Annotated in this window: 14 protein-coding genes; 3 read left to right on the top strand and 11 right to left on the bottom strand. The window is 63.7% G+C overall.

The features are described from left to right. Positions 1 to 99 precede the first annotated feature (99 nt). The 3 genes from FJ430_RS11045 (at position 100) to FJ430_RS11035 (ending at position 2798) form a co-directional block, all read left to right on the top strand. The gene (locus FJ430_RS11045) at positions 100 to 414 is read left to right on the top strand and encodes a co-chaperone GroES (RefSeq protein WP_140645542.1); all 315 of its coding nucleotides are present in this window, start codon (positions 100 to 102) and stop codon (positions 412 to 414) included. Positions 415 to 470: 56 nt separating this feature from the next. After that, complete coding sequence (gene groL, locus FJ430_RS11040) at positions 471 to 2102, top strand: chaperonin GroEL (RefSeq protein ID WP_140708178.1); 1632 nt, start codon at positions 471 to 473, stop codon at positions 2100 to 2102. Between the two features lie 63 nt (positions 2103 to 2165). Continuing rightward, complete coding sequence (locus FJ430_RS11035) at positions 2166 to 2798, top strand: DUF982 domain-containing protein (RefSeq protein ID WP_226892144.1); 633 nt, start codon at positions 2166 to 2168, stop codon at positions 2796 to 2798. A 995-nt stretch (positions 2799 to 3793) separates the two neighbouring features. Here FJ430_RS11035 and FJ430_RS11030 read toward each other — a convergent pair. The 11 genes from FJ430_RS11030 to trbE all read right to left on the bottom strand — a co-directional run bounded on the left by FJ430_RS11030 (position 3794) and on the right by trbE (position 15328). Then, entirely contained in the window at positions 3794 to 4927 is a 1134-nt protein-coding gene (locus FJ430_RS11030; RefSeq protein WP_140708180.1) for a substrate-binding protein, read from the bottom strand. A 104-nt stretch (positions 4928 to 5031) separates the two neighbouring features. After that, positions 5032 to 5304, bottom strand: coding sequence for a hypothetical protein (locus FJ430_RS11025; RefSeq protein ID WP_027024197.1), 273 nt, complete (start codon positions 5302 to 5304; stop codon positions 5032 to 5034). Positions 5305 to 5394: 90 nt separating this feature from the next. Continuing rightward, complete coding sequence (locus tag FJ430_RS11020; RefSeq protein ID WP_226892143.1) at positions 5395 to 6798, bottom strand: HD domain-containing phosphohydrolase; 1404 nt, start codon at positions 6796 to 6798, stop codon at positions 5395 to 5397. Positions 6799 to 7310: 512 nt separating this feature from the next. Then, the gene (locus FJ430_RS11015) at positions 7311 to 7532 is read right to left on the bottom strand and encodes a DUF2274 domain-containing protein (protein WP_140645548.1); all 222 of its coding nucleotides are present in this window, start codon (positions 7530 to 7532) and stop codon (positions 7311 to 7313) included. Between the two features lies 1 nt (position 7533). Then, on the bottom strand, positions 7534 to 8670 hold the full coding sequence (locus FJ430_RS11010) for a TrbI/VirB10 family protein (protein ID WP_140645549.1): 1137 nt from the start codon (positions 8668 to 8670) through the stop codon (positions 7534 to 7536). Beyond that, the gene (gene trbG / locus FJ430_RS11005; RefSeq protein WP_140708184.1) at positions 8667 to 9731 is read right to left on the bottom strand and encodes a P-type conjugative transfer protein TrbG; all 1065 of its coding nucleotides are present in this window, start codon (positions 9729 to 9731) and stop codon (positions 8667 to 8669) included. Before trbG ends, FJ430_RS11010 begins: the two co-directional genes overlap by 4 nt. Then, on the bottom strand, positions 9728 to 10417 hold the full coding sequence (trbF, locus tag FJ430_RS11000) for a conjugal transfer protein TrbF (RefSeq protein WP_140708186.1): 690 nt from the start codon (positions 10415 to 10417) through the stop codon (positions 9728 to 9730). Before trbF ends, trbG begins: the two co-directional genes overlap by 4 nt. 3 nt (positions 10418 to 10420) lie before the next feature. Continuing rightward, complete coding sequence (gene trbL / locus FJ430_RS10995) at positions 10421 to 11782, bottom strand: P-type conjugative transfer protein TrbL (protein ID WP_140645552.1); 1362 nt, start codon at positions 11780 to 11782, stop codon at positions 10421 to 10423. Between the two features lie 2 nt (positions 11783 to 11784). After that, complete coding sequence (gene trbK-alt, locus FJ430_RS10990; protein WP_140708188.1) at positions 11785 to 12111, bottom strand: putative entry exclusion protein TrbK-alt; 327 nt, start codon at positions 12109 to 12111, stop codon at positions 11785 to 11787. Positions 12112 to 12122: 11 nt separating this feature from the next. Further along, positions 12123 to 12881, bottom strand: coding sequence for a P-type conjugative transfer protein TrbJ (gene trbJ / locus FJ430_RS10985; protein WP_140708190.1), 759 nt, complete (start codon positions 12879 to 12881; stop codon positions 12123 to 12125). Beyond that, positions 12878 to 15328, bottom strand: coding sequence for a conjugal transfer protein TrbE (gene trbE / locus FJ430_RS10980; protein ID WP_140708192.1), 2451 nt, complete (start codon positions 15326 to 15328; stop codon positions 12878 to 12880). Before trbE ends, trbJ begins: the two co-directional genes overlap by 4 nt. Positions 15329 to 15334 lie beyond the last annotated feature (6 nt).

The following is a 15334-nucleotide window of genomic DNA, read 5'->3' as shown; positions in this document are numbered from 1 at the left end:
GCGCGATGCCCGAGAGGGTCGCGTCGCCCCGCACCGGCCGATATTGCCGGTCCGGTGCGGGGGAACCTCAAAACCTGTTTGTCCTTGAAGGAGAACGACATGGCGTTCCGTCCATTGCATGACCGTATCCTGGTCCGCCGCATCGAAGCCGACGAAAAAACGGCGGGTGGCATCATCATCCCCGATACCGCCAAAGAAAAGCCGAGCGAAGGCGAAGTCATCGCCGTCGGCTCTGGCGTTCGTGACGACGGCGGCAAGCTGGTCGAACTCGACGTGAAGGTCGGCGACCGGATCCTGTTCGGAAAATGGTCCGGCACCGAGATCAAGCTGAACGGTGAGGACCTGCTCATCATGAAGGAGAGCGACGTGATGGGCGTGATCGAGCAGACTGCCACAATGAAGAAGGCCGCCTGAGGGCTTTTTCAAACAGTCAACCAGTCAATGAAAGCTGCCTAACGAGGAGTTATCCAATGGCCGCCAAAGAGGTGAAATTCCATACCGAAGCCCGCGAGAAGATGTTGCGGGGCGTCGACATCCTCGCCAACGCCGTGAAAGTGACGCTGGGACCAAAGGGCCGCAACGTCGTCATCGATAAATCGTTCGGCGCGCCGCGCATCACCAAGGACGGCGTCACCGTCGCCAAGGAGATCGAGCTCGAGGACAAGTTCGAGAATATGGGCGCGCAGATGGTGCGCGAAGTGGCATCGAAGACCAACGACATCGCCGGCGACGGCACGACCACGGCAACGGTTCTTGCGCAAGCGATCGTCAAGGAGGGGGCCAAAGCCGTGGCCTCGGGCATGAATCCCATGGACCTGAAGCGCGGCATCGACAAGGCCGTCGACGCAGTGGTCGCGGAGCTGAAGGCCAACGCCCGTAAGGTGACGAAGAACGACGAAATCGCGCAGGTCGGCACCATATCGGCCAATGGCGATGCCGAGATCGGCCGCTTCCTGGCTGAGGCCATGGAGAAGGTCGGCAATGAAGGCGTCATCACGGTCGAGGAAGCCAAGACCGCCGAGACCGAGCTCGAAGTCGTCGAAGGCATGCAGTTCGACCGCGGCTATCTCAGCCCCTACTTCATCACCAACCAGGACAAGATGCGCGTCGAGCTCGAGGAGCCCTACGTGCTCATTCATGAGAAGAAGCTCTCCAACCTGCAGGCCATGCTCCCGGTGCTTGAAGCGGTGGTGCAGTCAGGCAAGCCGCTGCTGATCATCGCCGAGGACGTCGAGGGCGAAGCGCTGGCCACGCTGATCGTCAACAAGCTGCGCGGCGGTCTGAAGGTCGCGGCCGTCAAGGCTCCGGGCTTCGGCGACCGTCGCAAGGCCATGCTCGAGGACATCGCCATCCTCACCGGCGGCACCGCGATTTCGGAAGACCTCGGCATCAAGCTGGAGAATGTTACGATCCAGATGCTGGGCCGCGCCAAGAAAGTAGCGATCGAGAAGGAAAACACCACGATCGTCGACGGCGTCGGCCGCAAGGAAGAGATCCAGGGCCGCATCGCCCAGATCAAGGCGCAGATCGAGGAGACCACCTCGGACTACGACCGCGAGAAGCTGCAGGAGCGGTTGGCTAAGCTCGCCGGCGGCGTCGCGGTGATCCGCGTCGGCGGCTCGACCGAGGTCGAGGTCAAGGAACGCAAGGACCGTGTCGACGACGCGCTTCATGCGACCCGCGCGGCTGTCGAGGAAGGCGTGCTGCCCGGCGGCGGCGTCGCACTGCTCAGGGCTGCAAAGGCGCTCGATAACGTCGCTGTCGACAATGCCGACCAGAAGACCGGGGTCGAAATCGTTCGCCGCGCGATCGAAACCCCGGTGCGCCAGATCGCCGAGAACGCGGGAGCCGAGGGGTCGATCATCGTCGGCAAGCTGCGCGAGAAGGCGGAGTTCGGCTGGGGCTGGAATGCCCAGACCAACGAGTTCGGCGATCTCTATACGCAGGGCGTTATCGACCCGGCGAAGGTCGTGCGCACCGCACTGCAGGACGCCGCCTCGGTCGCGGGCCTGCTCGTCACCACGGAAGCCATGGTGGCCGAAAAGCCTAAGAAGGAAGCACCGGTCCCGGCGATGCCGGGCGGCGGCGGAATGGATTTCTGAGCGCCGGCAGACTCGCTCCCCACATGGGGAGCGAGCATCGCCAGATCGATTGGGGAGAATATCATGAATGTGATGACCGGCGAGGGAACCGTTCCGGCCCCGGCATGCTCGCCGAGCGAATTCCTTGCCTACGAAGAGGAATGCCAAACGGCGCTCAAGCCGCTGCTGACGGGCTTGCTGGACATGGCCGAATCTGCGGGCTGGAACCGGCGCACGGTGACGTCAACGCTGATCCTGTCGGCGCACGTGTCGCGGCATCGGGAGTGTCTGCGGAGAGCCGAACCTGATGCTCGGATCTCGCGTCTTGGCAGAATCCGGGCAGGGCGTCGAGTTGTCCTTGCGGACAGGCCCGTTGCTCGGCACGCCGCAGTCGCAACGCTATCGATAGAGACTCAAGTCATGACAAACACGCGCTTTGAACAACCTGTCACAATCCTGGTCGGAATGGGTTTCCCGGTGACAATCGAGAACGCGATGGAAGCATGTTCCCTGCTTCAGGACTGGCCCGCCCCCGGCCGTAACGGGGCTCATGCGGTCGCGCTCAACGCCTGCAAAGCCGGCATTGCCGGTGAGGTCGATCCGGAGATCGTGCGGGCAACCCTGGTCGCCTTCGCACGTCGCAATGACATACTGGTGCCGAACACGCTGGTAGCGAAAACGATCTCACGGACCGCATCCACGGATCGGACCGCGTAGTCCACCAGCCGTCACGCAAAATCGCGCCTCGGGGGGCGCCGGCGAGCGCCACCGTCTTGCCGCCCCGCGAGGAAGAGAACCCCGCAATCCAATCTTAAAGCGTCGACCAGTGGCGACGGCCTCGATTGGGCCACTCAAGTAGGTTCTCGACGGCTGCCTGGACTTTGTTGACCTCTTAGCAGACGCCATGCTGCCGGTCTTAACCGAGACCGGCGGCGAGAACCAAAGGACGCCGTGGGTGCGCATCACTCATGCAAATCGAAGGCGACGAACCGGCCGAGCAAAACCGCCTCGAATATGATGAGTTCGGTGAGTTCGCAATCCTTCGAGGTGAGTTCGAGGCCAAGTTCACGGGCTGCCGCGATAGTTGCTTTAATGGAAATCGTTTCGTCCAGAGGCGCGCTTAGGAGCGCTGCATGGACAAGCTCTTTAGCGGTGCTCGCCGGCCTATGAGCGATTTAACGTCCACCAGCCCAACTCCACTGTACCCCGAATGCTCAATCGTTGTGGCAAGGCTCGCGGGAAATCAACCAAAATCTGTGTGAAAAAGAGATGAGGGGCCAGTCTACCCGGCTGGCCCTCTAAGTCCGCAGCCTTTTCCAAGAAGGGGGACTCCCAGGCTGGCGGGCTGGTGGAGAGGATAGCGGCATTAGGCGGACGGTTATTGATTTATGATAAAATGGTTGCGAGGAGACGTAACCACTGACCCTGACATCCGCTGATTGAGACGATTTGACGAGAGTGCGCCGGATCGAGATTGGCAATAGCTAAAACAGAAAATTCACATCTTGCAAAGGAACAGGGCCTGCACCGGCTAACACCGGCGCTATGCAGCTTGGGCACAGACGGTCCGGTTCATCCAGAAAGGTACCACTCTGCTGGCGATCCCCATCTTGGCGCAACGTCGTCGCTGGCCGTTACGAGAAGGTGGACGGCGAGGGCACCATCTAGCCGCCCTCGCCTATTGGAAGAGCAGTGATCGGGATCCGCGCAGCTCACCTCACGTTGCTCAGTTGGAATTCTTCGGTAAGCATTCGCTGGTTGGGATCGATCGGACCCAGGTTCTTCACGACCCTGAATCGACCGCTCTGTGCCTGTGCGATGTACATGTTCATCCGCACATGATGCTGGCCGGGAACCATCTCCGCCGGGCCCCCAGGTCCCTCACTGATCCGAGCGTGATCGAGCGCCCGGATAACCGCGTCGCGCTCGACGGTGGCGGCCTCATGAACGGCGGCCTCCCACATCTTGATCGCCCGGTAGTGACCAGTGCACCCGCTGCCCGCAGTCAAGGTAGCGCCACCGGGGAACCGCGCGCTGTAGCGCCGCAACAGTGCGCGACCGAACGGTTCGTCGAGTTCCTGGTAATAGTCGAGGCAGCTGTAGAGGCCCTCGATCTGGTCGGGCGGCACCAGGTTGAAGAAGTTCTCATCGAAGTAGGTACAGACGATCCGGCCGCCGCGTTTGCCGAAGCCGGCCTTGTGCAGTTCTTCGAGGAACGGTGTCAGCCCCGGCGGGACGATGGTGTTGAAAACCACGTCGGTGCCGCTCGCCATGATCTGCTGCACCGTCCGCCGGAAATCGACAGTGTCCAGCGGAAAATACTCCTCGCCGACGATCTCGCCGCCATTGGCGCGCACCACCTGGCTCGCGGCCTTGTTCAGCAAATGAGGCCAGATGTAATCGGCCGATGGCAGGTAGAATTTCCTGGCTCCCGTGGACTCCATGAGCCATGGGATCAGCGGCTCGACCTGCTGCGCGGGCACCGGGCCCGTGCAGAAGATCAAGGGATCGTTCTCCTGTCCCTCATACTGCTCGGTATAGATGTAAAGCGTCCTGCCCCGGGTGACCGCCTCGCTTTTGATGGCCAAGCGGGTCGAGCTGTATATGCCGCCGACGACCACATCGATCTTGTCGACGTCGATCAGCTTTGCGGTCCTTGCCTTGGCGGCGCCGTCGTTCGTCTCGCCATCCTCAATGACGAGCTCCACCGGCCGGCCGAGGAGGCCGCCCTTGGCGTTGATGTCGTCGACGAGCATGGTGGTGAGGTTCGCATTGGCGACGCCCATGAAAGACAACGGGCCGGTGAGTTCGGCGATAAGGCCGATCTTGATGGGTTTCGGATTCATGTCATTTCTCCGATTCTGGGTGTTGCGAGTTTTGGGGAATTCGGCTTCCGAGGTGTTTGCCGGGCGCGCCGCCGCCAGCCAGCAGGCGACGCGCAGCGTGGACGTCAGGCCTCGTAGTGACCGAGCAGCAATGCCGCCTGCGGCTTGCCCACATGGCCGGCTTCCTGCAGGATCGCAGGCACCTCCGGATCCGACACGAAATTCTTCCAACCCTCGGCGTCCCAGTCGAAGATCGCCCAGACGCGGTCAGGTTCGCTCGGGTCGCGGAACACGGTTGCGCCGTTCGAGCCGTGCAGCCGGCGCTTGTCGGCGCCCTTGGTCGAAAAGATCCGGATGAAGTGGTCGACGTCCGCCACCTTGGTCGTTGCGAGAAGCATCTGATTTCCTCCTGTCGGTCGCGGCCACCATTGGTCCATCGACAGGATCACGATGCGCGCGCCGAAGCGGGCGCACATGGGGTGGATTCCCTATGCCGGCATTTCGCCCGGTCGGACAAGGCCGTGCTCGACCGCATAGAGCGCGGCACCGGCGCGGGTGGTCACGCCGACCTTGGAGTAGACGCTCTGGATGTGGTGGTCGGCGGTCTTGGGCGAGATATCGAGCTTGCGAGCCGTCTCCTTCGCCGTAAGGCCGGCGGCGATCAGGCGCAGCACCTCGATTTCGCGCCGCGTCATGCCGGCTAGCGCCTGCGGTAAGGCCCGGCGCGACTGCTGCCCGGCGAAGGACAACACCGCCTCGGCGGCGTCGGGGCAGATACAGCCGTCACGAACAGCTGCACGCAACTGCGTCGCCGCCGCCTCGCTGGACAGCGCCTTGCGGTGCGGACGTTCCTCCCGCGACGTCTGAAAGGCCTCGGCGGCGGCCAGGATCCTGGCCGCCGGAGACAGATCGGAGCCGCTGACCTTGCGGTGATATCCCGAACCGTCCAGGCGCTCGTGATGGCGCAGCACGAGCGCGCCCATCGCATCGCCGCCGTGGCCGAAGGAAGCCAACGCCCGCTCACCGTAATAAGCGTGCAGTTGCGCCGCGTCGCGCTCACGCACCGACAAAGGGCCGTTGCGCATCCAGGTCGCCACCGGCACCACCAGTTCGCCGATGTCATGGATGCAGCCCGACCAGCGCAGGGCGCGGACATCGGCAGTGGGCAACCCGATCCGCTGGCCCGCACCCGCGGCCAGTTCCGACACAATTCGCGAATGGCCCTGCGTAAAGGGCATGCGCATGTCGATCATGTCGGCGATGGCGAGGAACGCCTCGTCACAAGCCGCCTCATCCAGCGTCACCGGCGGATCGGGCTCCAGCGCCAAAATCGTCTCGCGATCGACTGTCGCACCGATATCCTTCATCAGCGCGGTCGCGTTGGCCGAGACGAGCCGGGCTAGACCCGCTTCGTATGGGCCATCGCCGCGACTGGCAACGGTTTCGGCCATCGCGTCGATACCGACAGCATCGCTGAGCGCAATCACATCCTGCGCCAATGTGATCAGGCGGACGGCCGGCAGAACATCCTCGCCGCTCAGCCCGCGCGGCAGGCCCTTGCCGTCCCAGCGTTCGTAGATCTGGCCAAGGTTGCGCCGGATGTCCTCGGACAGGCCAAGCCGCTCGCCGATACGCTGGGCGACCTCGCAATGCGCAGTCAGCACCGGGCGGGCCACGGCCAGCGCCTGCGCCATCGCAGCCTCGATCGCCCTGGCCTGCGCGTCAGGCTCGAGATAGTAGTAGAACCGCTTGAAGGCCTGCACGAAGACCCTGCCCAATTCTGCACGGTTGCCCATGTCGAGAGCGACAAGATCCTGGCGCAGTGCGATTTCGTCACCGAAGGTGGCCGCCAGAAGGTCCGTATCCGCATTGCAGCCGACATAGCGCAGCATCGACTGGTGGTAGGCATTGCGCCGGTCCTGCTCGGAAACACCCGCAAGGTCCGCGATCCGCATTGCAAGTACGCAAGATTTCAGCGCGAAGTCGCGGGAATGGCCTGTCGCGAGGTCCGACGCATAAGCGAGGACCATCATGAAGTCCGCTCGGCGTATCGAGACTTCTGTCATCGCACACCCCAACCAGCACATATGCTATCCCGGCGCGCGCCGAATACCTAGGGCAAAAGTCGGAGGCCGGATGTGTATGCTATAAACATCCCGGCGACTCGACGGTAGCTGGTCGCGAATGCCTTGGGCGCCTCACCATTCGCGATGACGAGCGCTCTGGCTCCTGCTCGTGCAGATCAGCGGTGCCGGGTGCATTGGAAGATCAATCATTCGACCTGTTGGTGAGTACAAGTTTTGGCCGTTCAAGCCTCATTGGGCGTAAGCCATCGACAGGCGAGCATCCTATCGACGGCTCGGCTCAAGACGCTCGCCGGTCGTTGGCCACAGGAAAGCTCGGTCTAAGCCTCCTCCTTCTTTGCTTTCGCAAAACCGCGGTCCGTTGCGATGAACCGTTCAAGCATCGGCGCGATCAAGCGCGATGGATCGGCAGACGGCCGCCCGGTCTCGCGCCCAAGGATCTCTGCGTATTTCACCAAATCGCGATGCAGGGGAGCCGGCAGTTCCACCGTAATCTTCACTGGCTTGTCGTCGGCGATCGTTGCGAGTTTCAACTTGGCCATGTCAACCTCCGTATGGTTCAAGGGCAAGGTCGCGGGTGACGAGGACGCGAACGGGAAACCCCGGCCGGATCGTGAGCGTCGGGGCGATAGCGAGTTGCCGCTGAACGACCTGCTGGCCTACCTGGCTGACGCTATCGGAAGCGCCGCTTCGCAGAGCCCGCACAATATCGCTGTCTTGATCAGAAGAACCGGCCTGCGCGCCAACGCTCAGAATGGTCGACAACGCCGCGGCCTTGAACAACTCGCCCCAGTGATAATCGACGTCGTCCTCTAGGCCGGCATAGCCCTGTGCGTCCGCGCCAGGCTGCCGCTCCAGCACCATGGAACGTCCGTCGGGAAAGATCAGCCTGTTCCAGACAAGCAGCACGCGGCGCTGCCCGGAACCAATTCCGCTATCGTACTGCCCAACAATACGAGTGCCTTGCGGGACAAGCAGCGAGCGGCCGGTGGGGCTGTCATAGACATTTTCGGTCACCTGAGCGCTGATCTGCCCGGGAAGGTCCGACCGGATACCCGTAATGAGCGCGGCCGGGATCACGGCACCGGCTTGAAGCACATAGGGTGACGCGGGAGGTGTGATGTGATCCGGGGCCACTGTACGCCGGTCAGCGGCGGCAGACAGGAAGGAAAGCTGGCGATCCTGCGCATTTGGCTGAGCATACTGACTGGCAAGATCGCTAACAGGAGGGACGGACGCTTCGGCGGTCTTGGGATCTCCTTGCGCTGTCTGGAAGAAGACGCGCGAGGTTCTGGCCGCTTCCTCTTCGGCTCGTCGGCGCTGCTCAGCTTCGTCAACCGCAGGGCTCGCGATTGAGGGGGGCACGACGGCCTGCCCCTTCTTCTGGGCATCGAGGATCGGCCTGCCGAGATCGCCAGGCAGCGGCGGCCCAAGGATCGGGCCGACATAGTCGCGCGGCAGGCTTGCCAGTCCGTCCGCAGGCGGCCGATTGGAGGTAGGGTAGAGCTCCTCGCCCTGCTTGAATGTGTCGGCGTCCTGCAGAGCGTAAATCAGCGCGCCGCCGACACCGAGCGAGGCGACGAAGCCGATGCCTGCGAGCATCTTGCGCGACAGACGCGTCACACGCGGCGGGTCGGCGCGAAGCCGCATGGGTCCGACGTCCTTATCGTCCTCATTCATGGCTGCAGCGCTCTCCTGTGCATTGCGTTCGGCACCTTCGACGCGGCGCTGACGCTTGGCCTCCGCCACAATCCATGGTCTGTTCCTCCATCAATGCGCACGATCCTTACCGTCTGCTGCCGCTTGCCAGCGCCAAGACGCAGTTCGGCCGCACCAAAAAGGCGGTCGACGATCAGGACGTTTCGATAGACGCGGCTGTTGGTGATTTCAGCCTCGCCGTCCGGACCGATGACGAAAATCGGCGGCATCTCGCCTTGCACGATGCCGCGCGGAAACTCGATATAAACCCTGCGCCCATCATCGTAGGCGCTCACCGGCTTCCAGGGCGGGCTGTCCCCGGTGAGGCCGTAGCGATCGTTGCGCACTGTAACGTCCGGTATGACCGGCGTTGTGGCGATCGTCTGCGGGAGGTCCGCTTTCAGAGCCGGATAGGACCACGCAACGGCAGGCATGTAGGGCTTCGCGCCTGAGCGTAGCTCAAGCATATAGCTGCGCCGGTCCGTGGCGATGATAAGGTTCGTAGTGATGTCCGCCCGCGAGGGTTTCACCAGGACGTGGACGCGTCGGGCAATGCCGGACCCGCTTTCGGTGTCGCCGATGATCCAGCGTGCGGTATCACCGGCGGCGATCGGACCGTTTCCGGTCAGGCTCTCGCCCGGCTCGAGCGCGATGTCCGTTATCTGGCCAGGTGAGGCGTAGACCTGGTAGAGCGCTCCCTCGCTCCACGGGTAGATCTGAATCGCGTTGTAATAGCCCTCACGGCGCGGTTCCACGCGCGCCGCGGCGTTTGCGTTTTCGATTCGGGCGGTCGGCGTTTGCCCGACGGCGCCGCCCCGCGCGGGTGCCCAGCCTGGTGGCACGCGAAGAGGCTTCGGCCTTTGGTCGGTCGCGGCGGCCGGAGCCGGCGGCAAGGGTGGAACATAGGTATCGTAGCTGATCGTCGGCGGCTTTTTCGCAGGCGTGGCGCAACCCGCAAGCAGCGTCGTCCCCGACACCAGCATGGCCGACAGCAGATATCTTGGGAAAGTCGTGCCGGCAACAAGACGCGATGTCGGGCTCATTGGCTCATCTCCCGCGACCAGTTGATGGCGTTGACGTAAATACCGAGCGGATTGGCGCGAAGCCGTTCGGCGTCGCTTGGCATCTGAGTCACGATCGTCAGGATCGCGGTCCAGCGCTCGGTGCCTGAAAGCTGACCGTTTTCGTAGTGGTGCTCGATCCAGGCGACACGAAAGGAGCCCGGCGAGGCTCTGATGACCGAAGAAATGTCCACCGCGACCTGCTGCTTGCCGACCTTGGAGAAAGGATCCGCAGCGCGCGCATAGTCGTTGAGCGCCGCAGCACCCAGGTCGGTGGTCCAATCATAGGCGCGCAGCCAGTCCTGGCGCAGGATGATCGGGTCAGCGGGGATGGAGCGTACCTGCTCGATAAAGCGGGCGAGATGCCACGCGATCTGCGGATCGGTCGGCTTATAGTCGGCGGTTGCCGGCTCGATCGCTTGAGCCTGGCCGAGCTTATCGACCTGCACGACCCAGGGCACGACCGTGCCGCGGCCCAACTGCCAGACCAGTGAGGTGGCTAGCCCCGCCGACAGGATGAGCGACCCGAACGCCATGGCGCGCCAGTTGCGAGCCTGCACGCGTGCGGAGCCGATGCGTTCATCCCAGATCTGCTCAGCCTTTTGATAGGAAGTTTCCGGTCGAGGGCTCTTGCCGTAGTGGACGGCGGGGCGCCTAAAGGTGCTCATGGTTCATTCGCCTTCAGAAAGAGAAATCGAGGCTCCGCCGCCATGGCTGTCACCGGCGCGCACCGCGTGGGCGGCGGTCTGGGCGCCGTGGGCGAGGCGCTGGGAGCGATGCAAGCGTCTGGCCCATTCGGGCTGTCCTTGAGTGCTGGATGGCTTGCCCACGCCGGACGCGGTTGGCGCAGCGGCGCCGCCAATCGTTCCCATGGTCGACGAGCCGCCGGTGATTTCAGCGGCCGAACCGACGCCAGAGGCAAAGTTCGACTTAAGAGCTTGATCGGTGTTTGCAGCGGCGCGCTTGAGTGGAGAGATTGCCGCTGAAGCGCCAGCGCGCGCAATGCCGCCCAAGCCGGAGGCGATGCTTGTCACGCCAGACTGGCCGGCGGCGCCAAGCATATAGGCGGCCGAACCGCCGCCAGCGAGTGAGGTCCCGCCACGCACGGTTGAGGCCGCCCCCGCGAATGCGGCTGTTCCGCCTCGCGTCGCGAGGCTGGCTGCTCCGTAGCCTGCAACGGCGATGCCACCCGCGGCCAGGCCAGTCCCGACGGCCGCACCGGCGCCAAGCTGCGGTCCACCCGCGACGAGGCCGTTGGCGATGCCGGGACCGAAGATGCCGAGACCAAGCAGCGACAGCGCTGCCAGCACGATCGCCATGGCCTGGTCGATGGTGGGGTTCTCGCCGCCGAAGCCTTGGGTGAATTCGCCGAAGAGCGTGGATCCGATGCCGATGACCACGGCAAGCACCAGAACCTTTATGCCGGACGAGATGACGTTGCCGAGCACGCGTTCGGCCATGAAGGCCGTCTTGCCGAAGAGCCCGAAGGGGATCAGCACGAAGCCGGCCAGCGTCGCCAGCTTGAACTCGATCAGCGTCACAAAGAGCTGCACCGCCAGGATGAAGAAGGCGAGCAGGACGAGCGCCCAGGCAAAGAGCAGGCAAGCGATCTGGATGAAGTTTTCAAAGAAGGAGACGTAGCCCATCAGACCGGAGATCGCCTCAAGCAATGGTCGTCCGGCGTCGAGGCCGGTTTGCGCCACCTTGCCCGGGTGCAGCAGATCCTGTGCCGAGAAGCCGGTTCCACTCGCCTTGAGACCAAGACCGGAGAAACTCTCGAAGATGATTTGGGCGAGGCTGTTCCAATTCGAAATCAGGTAGGCGAAGACACCGACAAAGAGCGTCTTCTTGACGAGCCGCGCGAGGATGTCGTCGTCGGCGCCCCAGCTCCAGAAGAGCGCGGCAAGCGTTACGTCAATAACGATTAGCGTGGTGGCGACGAAGGCGACCTCGCCGCCGAGCAGGCCGAAGCCGCTGTCGATATAACGGGTGAAGGTGGCCAGGAATTGGTCGATGACGCCGGTATTGCCCATGTCTACCGGGCCTCGTGCTGGCTAGCATCCGGCGACCGCGAAGTGGCCGGCTCGACGATCGAATTCCCCGACGGCTTTTCCAGACCGAGGAAGCGATCACGCTGTTCGGCCCACAGCCGCGCACATCCATCATCACGCAGGGCAGCCTCGCCGAGCGCCTGGCAGCGGCGCAGGCCATCGCGATGCGAATTCGGGACCGAGGCCGCCGGTGTGTGCTGACCCTCCCCCACCGGTTTGTGTTCCTTCCGGCTCATCTCGAGCGCCGTCGCCGTCATGGCGACGGCGACCAAGACGACGGCCACGACGCGAGCGAGGGTTTTGCCGTCCATGGCGATCGACCTCAGCGGTTGAACATCTGGACCGAGCCGGCCTGGTAGCCGGAGCCAGGCGCCAGAAAGCGGCGGCGTTGCTCACGCCCCTGATCGACCGCGGCAGCACGCTCGGCCTCGGTCAGCGCCTGGGCGCGACCATTGGCGGCTACCAGGGCGGTCAAGTCCGCAAGCTGCTGGCCCTGAAGCGCAAGCAACTGATTGCTGGCTTGCGTCGCCTGCAGCGCACCGGTCGCCGACTGGCTGGCGCCGACCAGCGCCGACATCTGCGCGCGGCCGGTGTCGATGTTTCCGACGACGCCCGCCTGGACGCGCATTGCGTCCTGGAGAGCTCCCACTGTGTTTTGCCAGCGCGAGCGCGCGTCCGTGACGAGTTGCTGGTCGGAAGCAGAGAGCGAGACGCTGCTGTATTGCTGCTGAAATGCCTTGTCGACCTGCTGGACGTCGAAGGCGATGTTCTGTGCTTCGCCGAGAAGCTGTTGCGTGCGCTGCACCGACTGTTGCAGTTGCTGCAGCGAGGACAAAGGCAGGCTCGCCAGGTTGCGCGCCTGGTTGATCAGCATCTGGGCCTGGTTCTGAAGCGAGGTGATCTGGTTCGTGATCTGCTGCAGCGAGCGCGCAGCCGTCAGGACATTCTGGGAGTAGTTCGATGGATCAAACACGATCAAGGCATGCGCTGGCAAAGTCATCATCGGCGAGATCGCGATCGGCGCGGCGAGCGTCGCCGCGACCAGAAGAAGGACGCGCCGGCGGCTTTGACGAACAGTCATGGTTTGGAATCCTTTTCAGGTTCGGGAACGGAGAGGTTGGGAATGAGGTCGGCGGCCCACCCGACGTCGCGGGCACGCAGCCACGCCGACAGGAAGCCGTCGCGGCCATGCTCGGCGATGATGCTGCCGATCAGGGCCTGATCGCTCTTCGAGGACGCGGCGCAAAGCGCGAGCCCGACCTCGGACAGGCCGAGCTCGAAGAGACGATTGCCGCGACGGGACTGGCAGTAATAATCGCGCTTGGGTGTGGCCCGGGCCAGAATCTCGATCTGGCGGTCGTTCAGGCCGAAGCGGCGATAAATGGCGGTAATTTGCGGCTCAATCGCGCGTTCATTGGGCAACAGCAGCCTGGTTGGACAGCTTTCGATGATCGCCGGCGCGATAGCCGAATTGTCGATGTCGGAGAGTGACTGGGTGGCGAAGACGACGCTGGCATTCTTCTTGCGGAGCGTCTTCAGCCACTCGCGCAACTGCCCGGCGAACGCGTCATCATCGAGGGCAAGCCAGCCCTCGTCGATGATGAGCAGTGTCGGACGACCGTCGAGCCGGTCGCCGATGCGATGAAACAGATAGGACAGGACGGCCGGCGCGGCCTGCGTGCCCACCAGACCTTCGATTTCGAACGCCTGCACGGATGCCTGGCCAAGGTGTTCGGCCTCTGCGTCGAGCAGCCGGCCGTTCGGGCCACCAACACAGTAGGGACGAAGCGCCTGTTTCAGGTCATTGGCTTGCAGAAGCACGCTGAGCCCGGTGATGGTGCGCTCCTCGACCGGAGCCGAGGCGAGCGAGGTCAGCGCCGCCCAGATATGCTCCTTTGCGTCCGGCGTGATCTGGATATCCTCGCGCGTCAGGATCGCGACGATCCAGTCAGCCGCCCAGGCGCGCTCGTACGTGTCATGAACGCGGGCGAGCGGCTGCAGCGAAACGGAAGCGTCCATGCCTTCGGTGAGATGACCCCCGAGATCGTGCCAGTCGCCGCCCATGGCGAGCGTCGCCGCGCGGATCGAGCCGCCGAAGTCGAAGGCGAAGACCTGAGCGTTGCGGTAGCGGCAGAATTGCAGCGCCATCAACGCCAGCAGCACCGACTTGCCGGCGCCGGTCGGGCCGACGACCAGCGTGTGACCGACGTCGCCGACATGAAGAACCAACCGGAACGGGGTCGAGCCTTCGGTCTTGCCGTAAAGCAAGGGAGGACTGACCAGATGCTCGTCCCGTTCCGGCCCCGCCCACACGGCAGAGAGGGGGATCATGTGGGCGAGATTGAGCGTCGAGATAGGCGGCTGACGGACGTTGGCATAAGCATGCCCGGGTAACGAGCCGAGCCAGGCGTCGACGGCGTTGACGGTCTCGACGATCGCCGTGAAGTCGCGGCCCTGGATGATTTTCTCGACGAGCCGTAGTTTCTCGTCCGCGACGCGCGAATCGGAATCCCATATGGCCACGGTCGCGGTGACATAGGCCATGCCTGCCATGTCGGCGCCGAGCTCCTGCAACGCCGCGTCGGCGTCGGCCGCCTTGTTGGCGGCGTCGGTGTCGAGGAGTGCTGATGCCTCGTTGGTCATCACCTCCTTCAGGATCGAGGCGATGCTCTTGCGCTTGGCGAACCATTGCCGCCGTATCCTGGTCAAAAGGCGGACAGCGTCGACCTTGTCGAGCAGGATCGCGCGGGTCGACCAGCGGTACGGGAAGGCCAACTTATTGAGGTCATCAAGCAGGCCAGGTGTCGTGGCGGTCGGGAAGCCGACAATGGTGAGCACGCGAAGATGCTTGTCGCCAAGCCGCGGTTCGAGCCCACCGGCGAGCGGCTCGTCGGCCAGCAGCGCATCGAGATAGATTGGGGTCTCGGGGACGCGCACCGGATGGCGCTTGGTCGAGATAGTCGAATGCAGGTAGGTCAGCGTCTGGCCGTCATCGAGCCAGTGGCATTCAGGCATGAACCCGTCGAGCAGGGACAGCACGCGCTCAGTCCGGTCGACGAAAGCGCGGACGATTTCGCCCGGATCCGCGCCGGCCTGGTCGCGACCCTCATAAAGCCAGCCCTCGGCGCGCGTGGCGTCTTCGGGCGGCGGCAGGAACAGGAATGTGAGAAAGTAGCTCGATACGAAGTGAACCCCTTCCTCGTCGAAGTCGGCTTTGCGCTCGGCATCGAGCAGGCCGGAGGCCGCATTGGGAAACTGGCTCTCGGGATAAGAAGCCGCTTCGTGCCGCTGCGCTTCGACGAAGATGCTCCAGCCCGAGCCGAGACGACGAAAGGCATTGTTGATGCGCGATGCCACCGCGACAAGTTCCGCCGCTACGGCGGAGTCGAGATCGGGTCCGCGAAACCTCGCGGTGCGCTGAAAGCTGCCATCCTTGTTGAGCACGACCCCGGGGGCGACGAGTGCCGCCCAAGGCAGAAAGTCGGCAAGGCGAGCAGCAGTCCGGCGGTATTCGGCAAGGCTCATCATAGCGGC

Origin of the sequence: Mesorhizobium sp. B2-8-5 (assembly GCF_006440675.2) — a bacterium.
Taxonomy (GTDB): Bacteria; Pseudomonadota; Alphaproteobacteria; order Rhizobiales; family Rhizobiaceae; genus Mesorhizobium.
The sequence above is the reverse complement of the archived record's forward strand: the minus strand, read 5'-3'. Positions and strand labels throughout refer to the sequence as shown.

What these genes read in the sequence shown, in the direction of transcription:
- trbJ (WP_140708190.1), bottom strand. Translation starts at nt 12,881, where the DNA reads ATGACTGTTCGTCAAAGCCGCCGGCGCGTCCTTCTTCTGGTCGCGGCG.
- trbG (WP_140708184.1), bottom strand. Translation starts at nt 9,731, where the DNA reads ATGAGCCCGACATCGCGTCTTGTTGCCGGCACGACTTTCCCAAGATAT.
- FJ430_RS11025 (WP_027024197.1), bottom strand. Translation starts at nt 5,304, where the DNA reads ATGCTTCTCGCAACGACCAAGGTGGCGGACGTCGACCACTTCATCCGG.
- trbL (WP_140645552.1), bottom strand. Translation starts at nt 11,782, where the DNA reads ATGGGCAATACCGGCGTCATCGACCAATTCCTGGCCACCTTCACCCGT.
- FJ430_RS11045 (WP_140645542.1), top strand. Translation starts at nt 100, where the DNA reads ATGGCGTTCCGTCCATTGCATGACCGTATCCTGGTCCGCCGCATCGAA.
- FJ430_RS11020 (WP_226892143.1), bottom strand. Translation starts at nt 6,798, where the DNA reads ATGCTGCGCTATGTCGGCTGCAATGCGGATACGGACCTTCTGGCGGCC.
- groL (WP_140708178.1), top strand. Translation starts at nt 471, where the DNA reads ATGGCCGCCAAAGAGGTGAAATTCCATACCGAAGCCCGCGAGAAGATG.
- trbF (WP_140708186.1), bottom strand. Translation starts at nt 10,417, where the DNA reads ATGAGCACCTTTAGGCGCCCCGCCGTCCACTACGGCAAGAGCCCTCGA.
- FJ430_RS11015 (WP_140645548.1), bottom strand. Translation starts at nt 7,532, where the DNA reads ATGGCCAAGTTGAAACTCGCAACGATCGCCGACGACAAGCCAGTGAAG.
- FJ430_RS11030 (WP_140708180.1), bottom strand. Translation starts at nt 4,927, where the DNA reads ATGAATCCGAAACCCATCAAGATCGGCCTTATCGCCGAACTCACCGGC.
- trbK-alt (WP_140708188.1), bottom strand. Translation starts at nt 12,111, where the DNA reads ATGGACGGCAAAACCCTCGCTCGCGTCGTGGCCGTCGTCTTGGTCGCC.
- trbE (WP_140708192.1), bottom strand. Translation starts at nt 15,328, where the DNA reads ATGATGAGCCTTGCCGAATACCGCCGGACTGCTGCTCGCCTTGCCGAC.
- FJ430_RS11035 (WP_226892144.1), top strand. Translation starts at nt 2,166, where the DNA reads ATGAATGTGATGACCGGCGAGGGAACCGTTCCGGCCCCGGCATGCTCG.
- FJ430_RS11010 (WP_140645549.1), bottom strand. Translation starts at nt 8,670, where the DNA reads ATGAATGAGGACGATAAGGACGTCGGACCCATGCGGCTTCGCGCCGAC.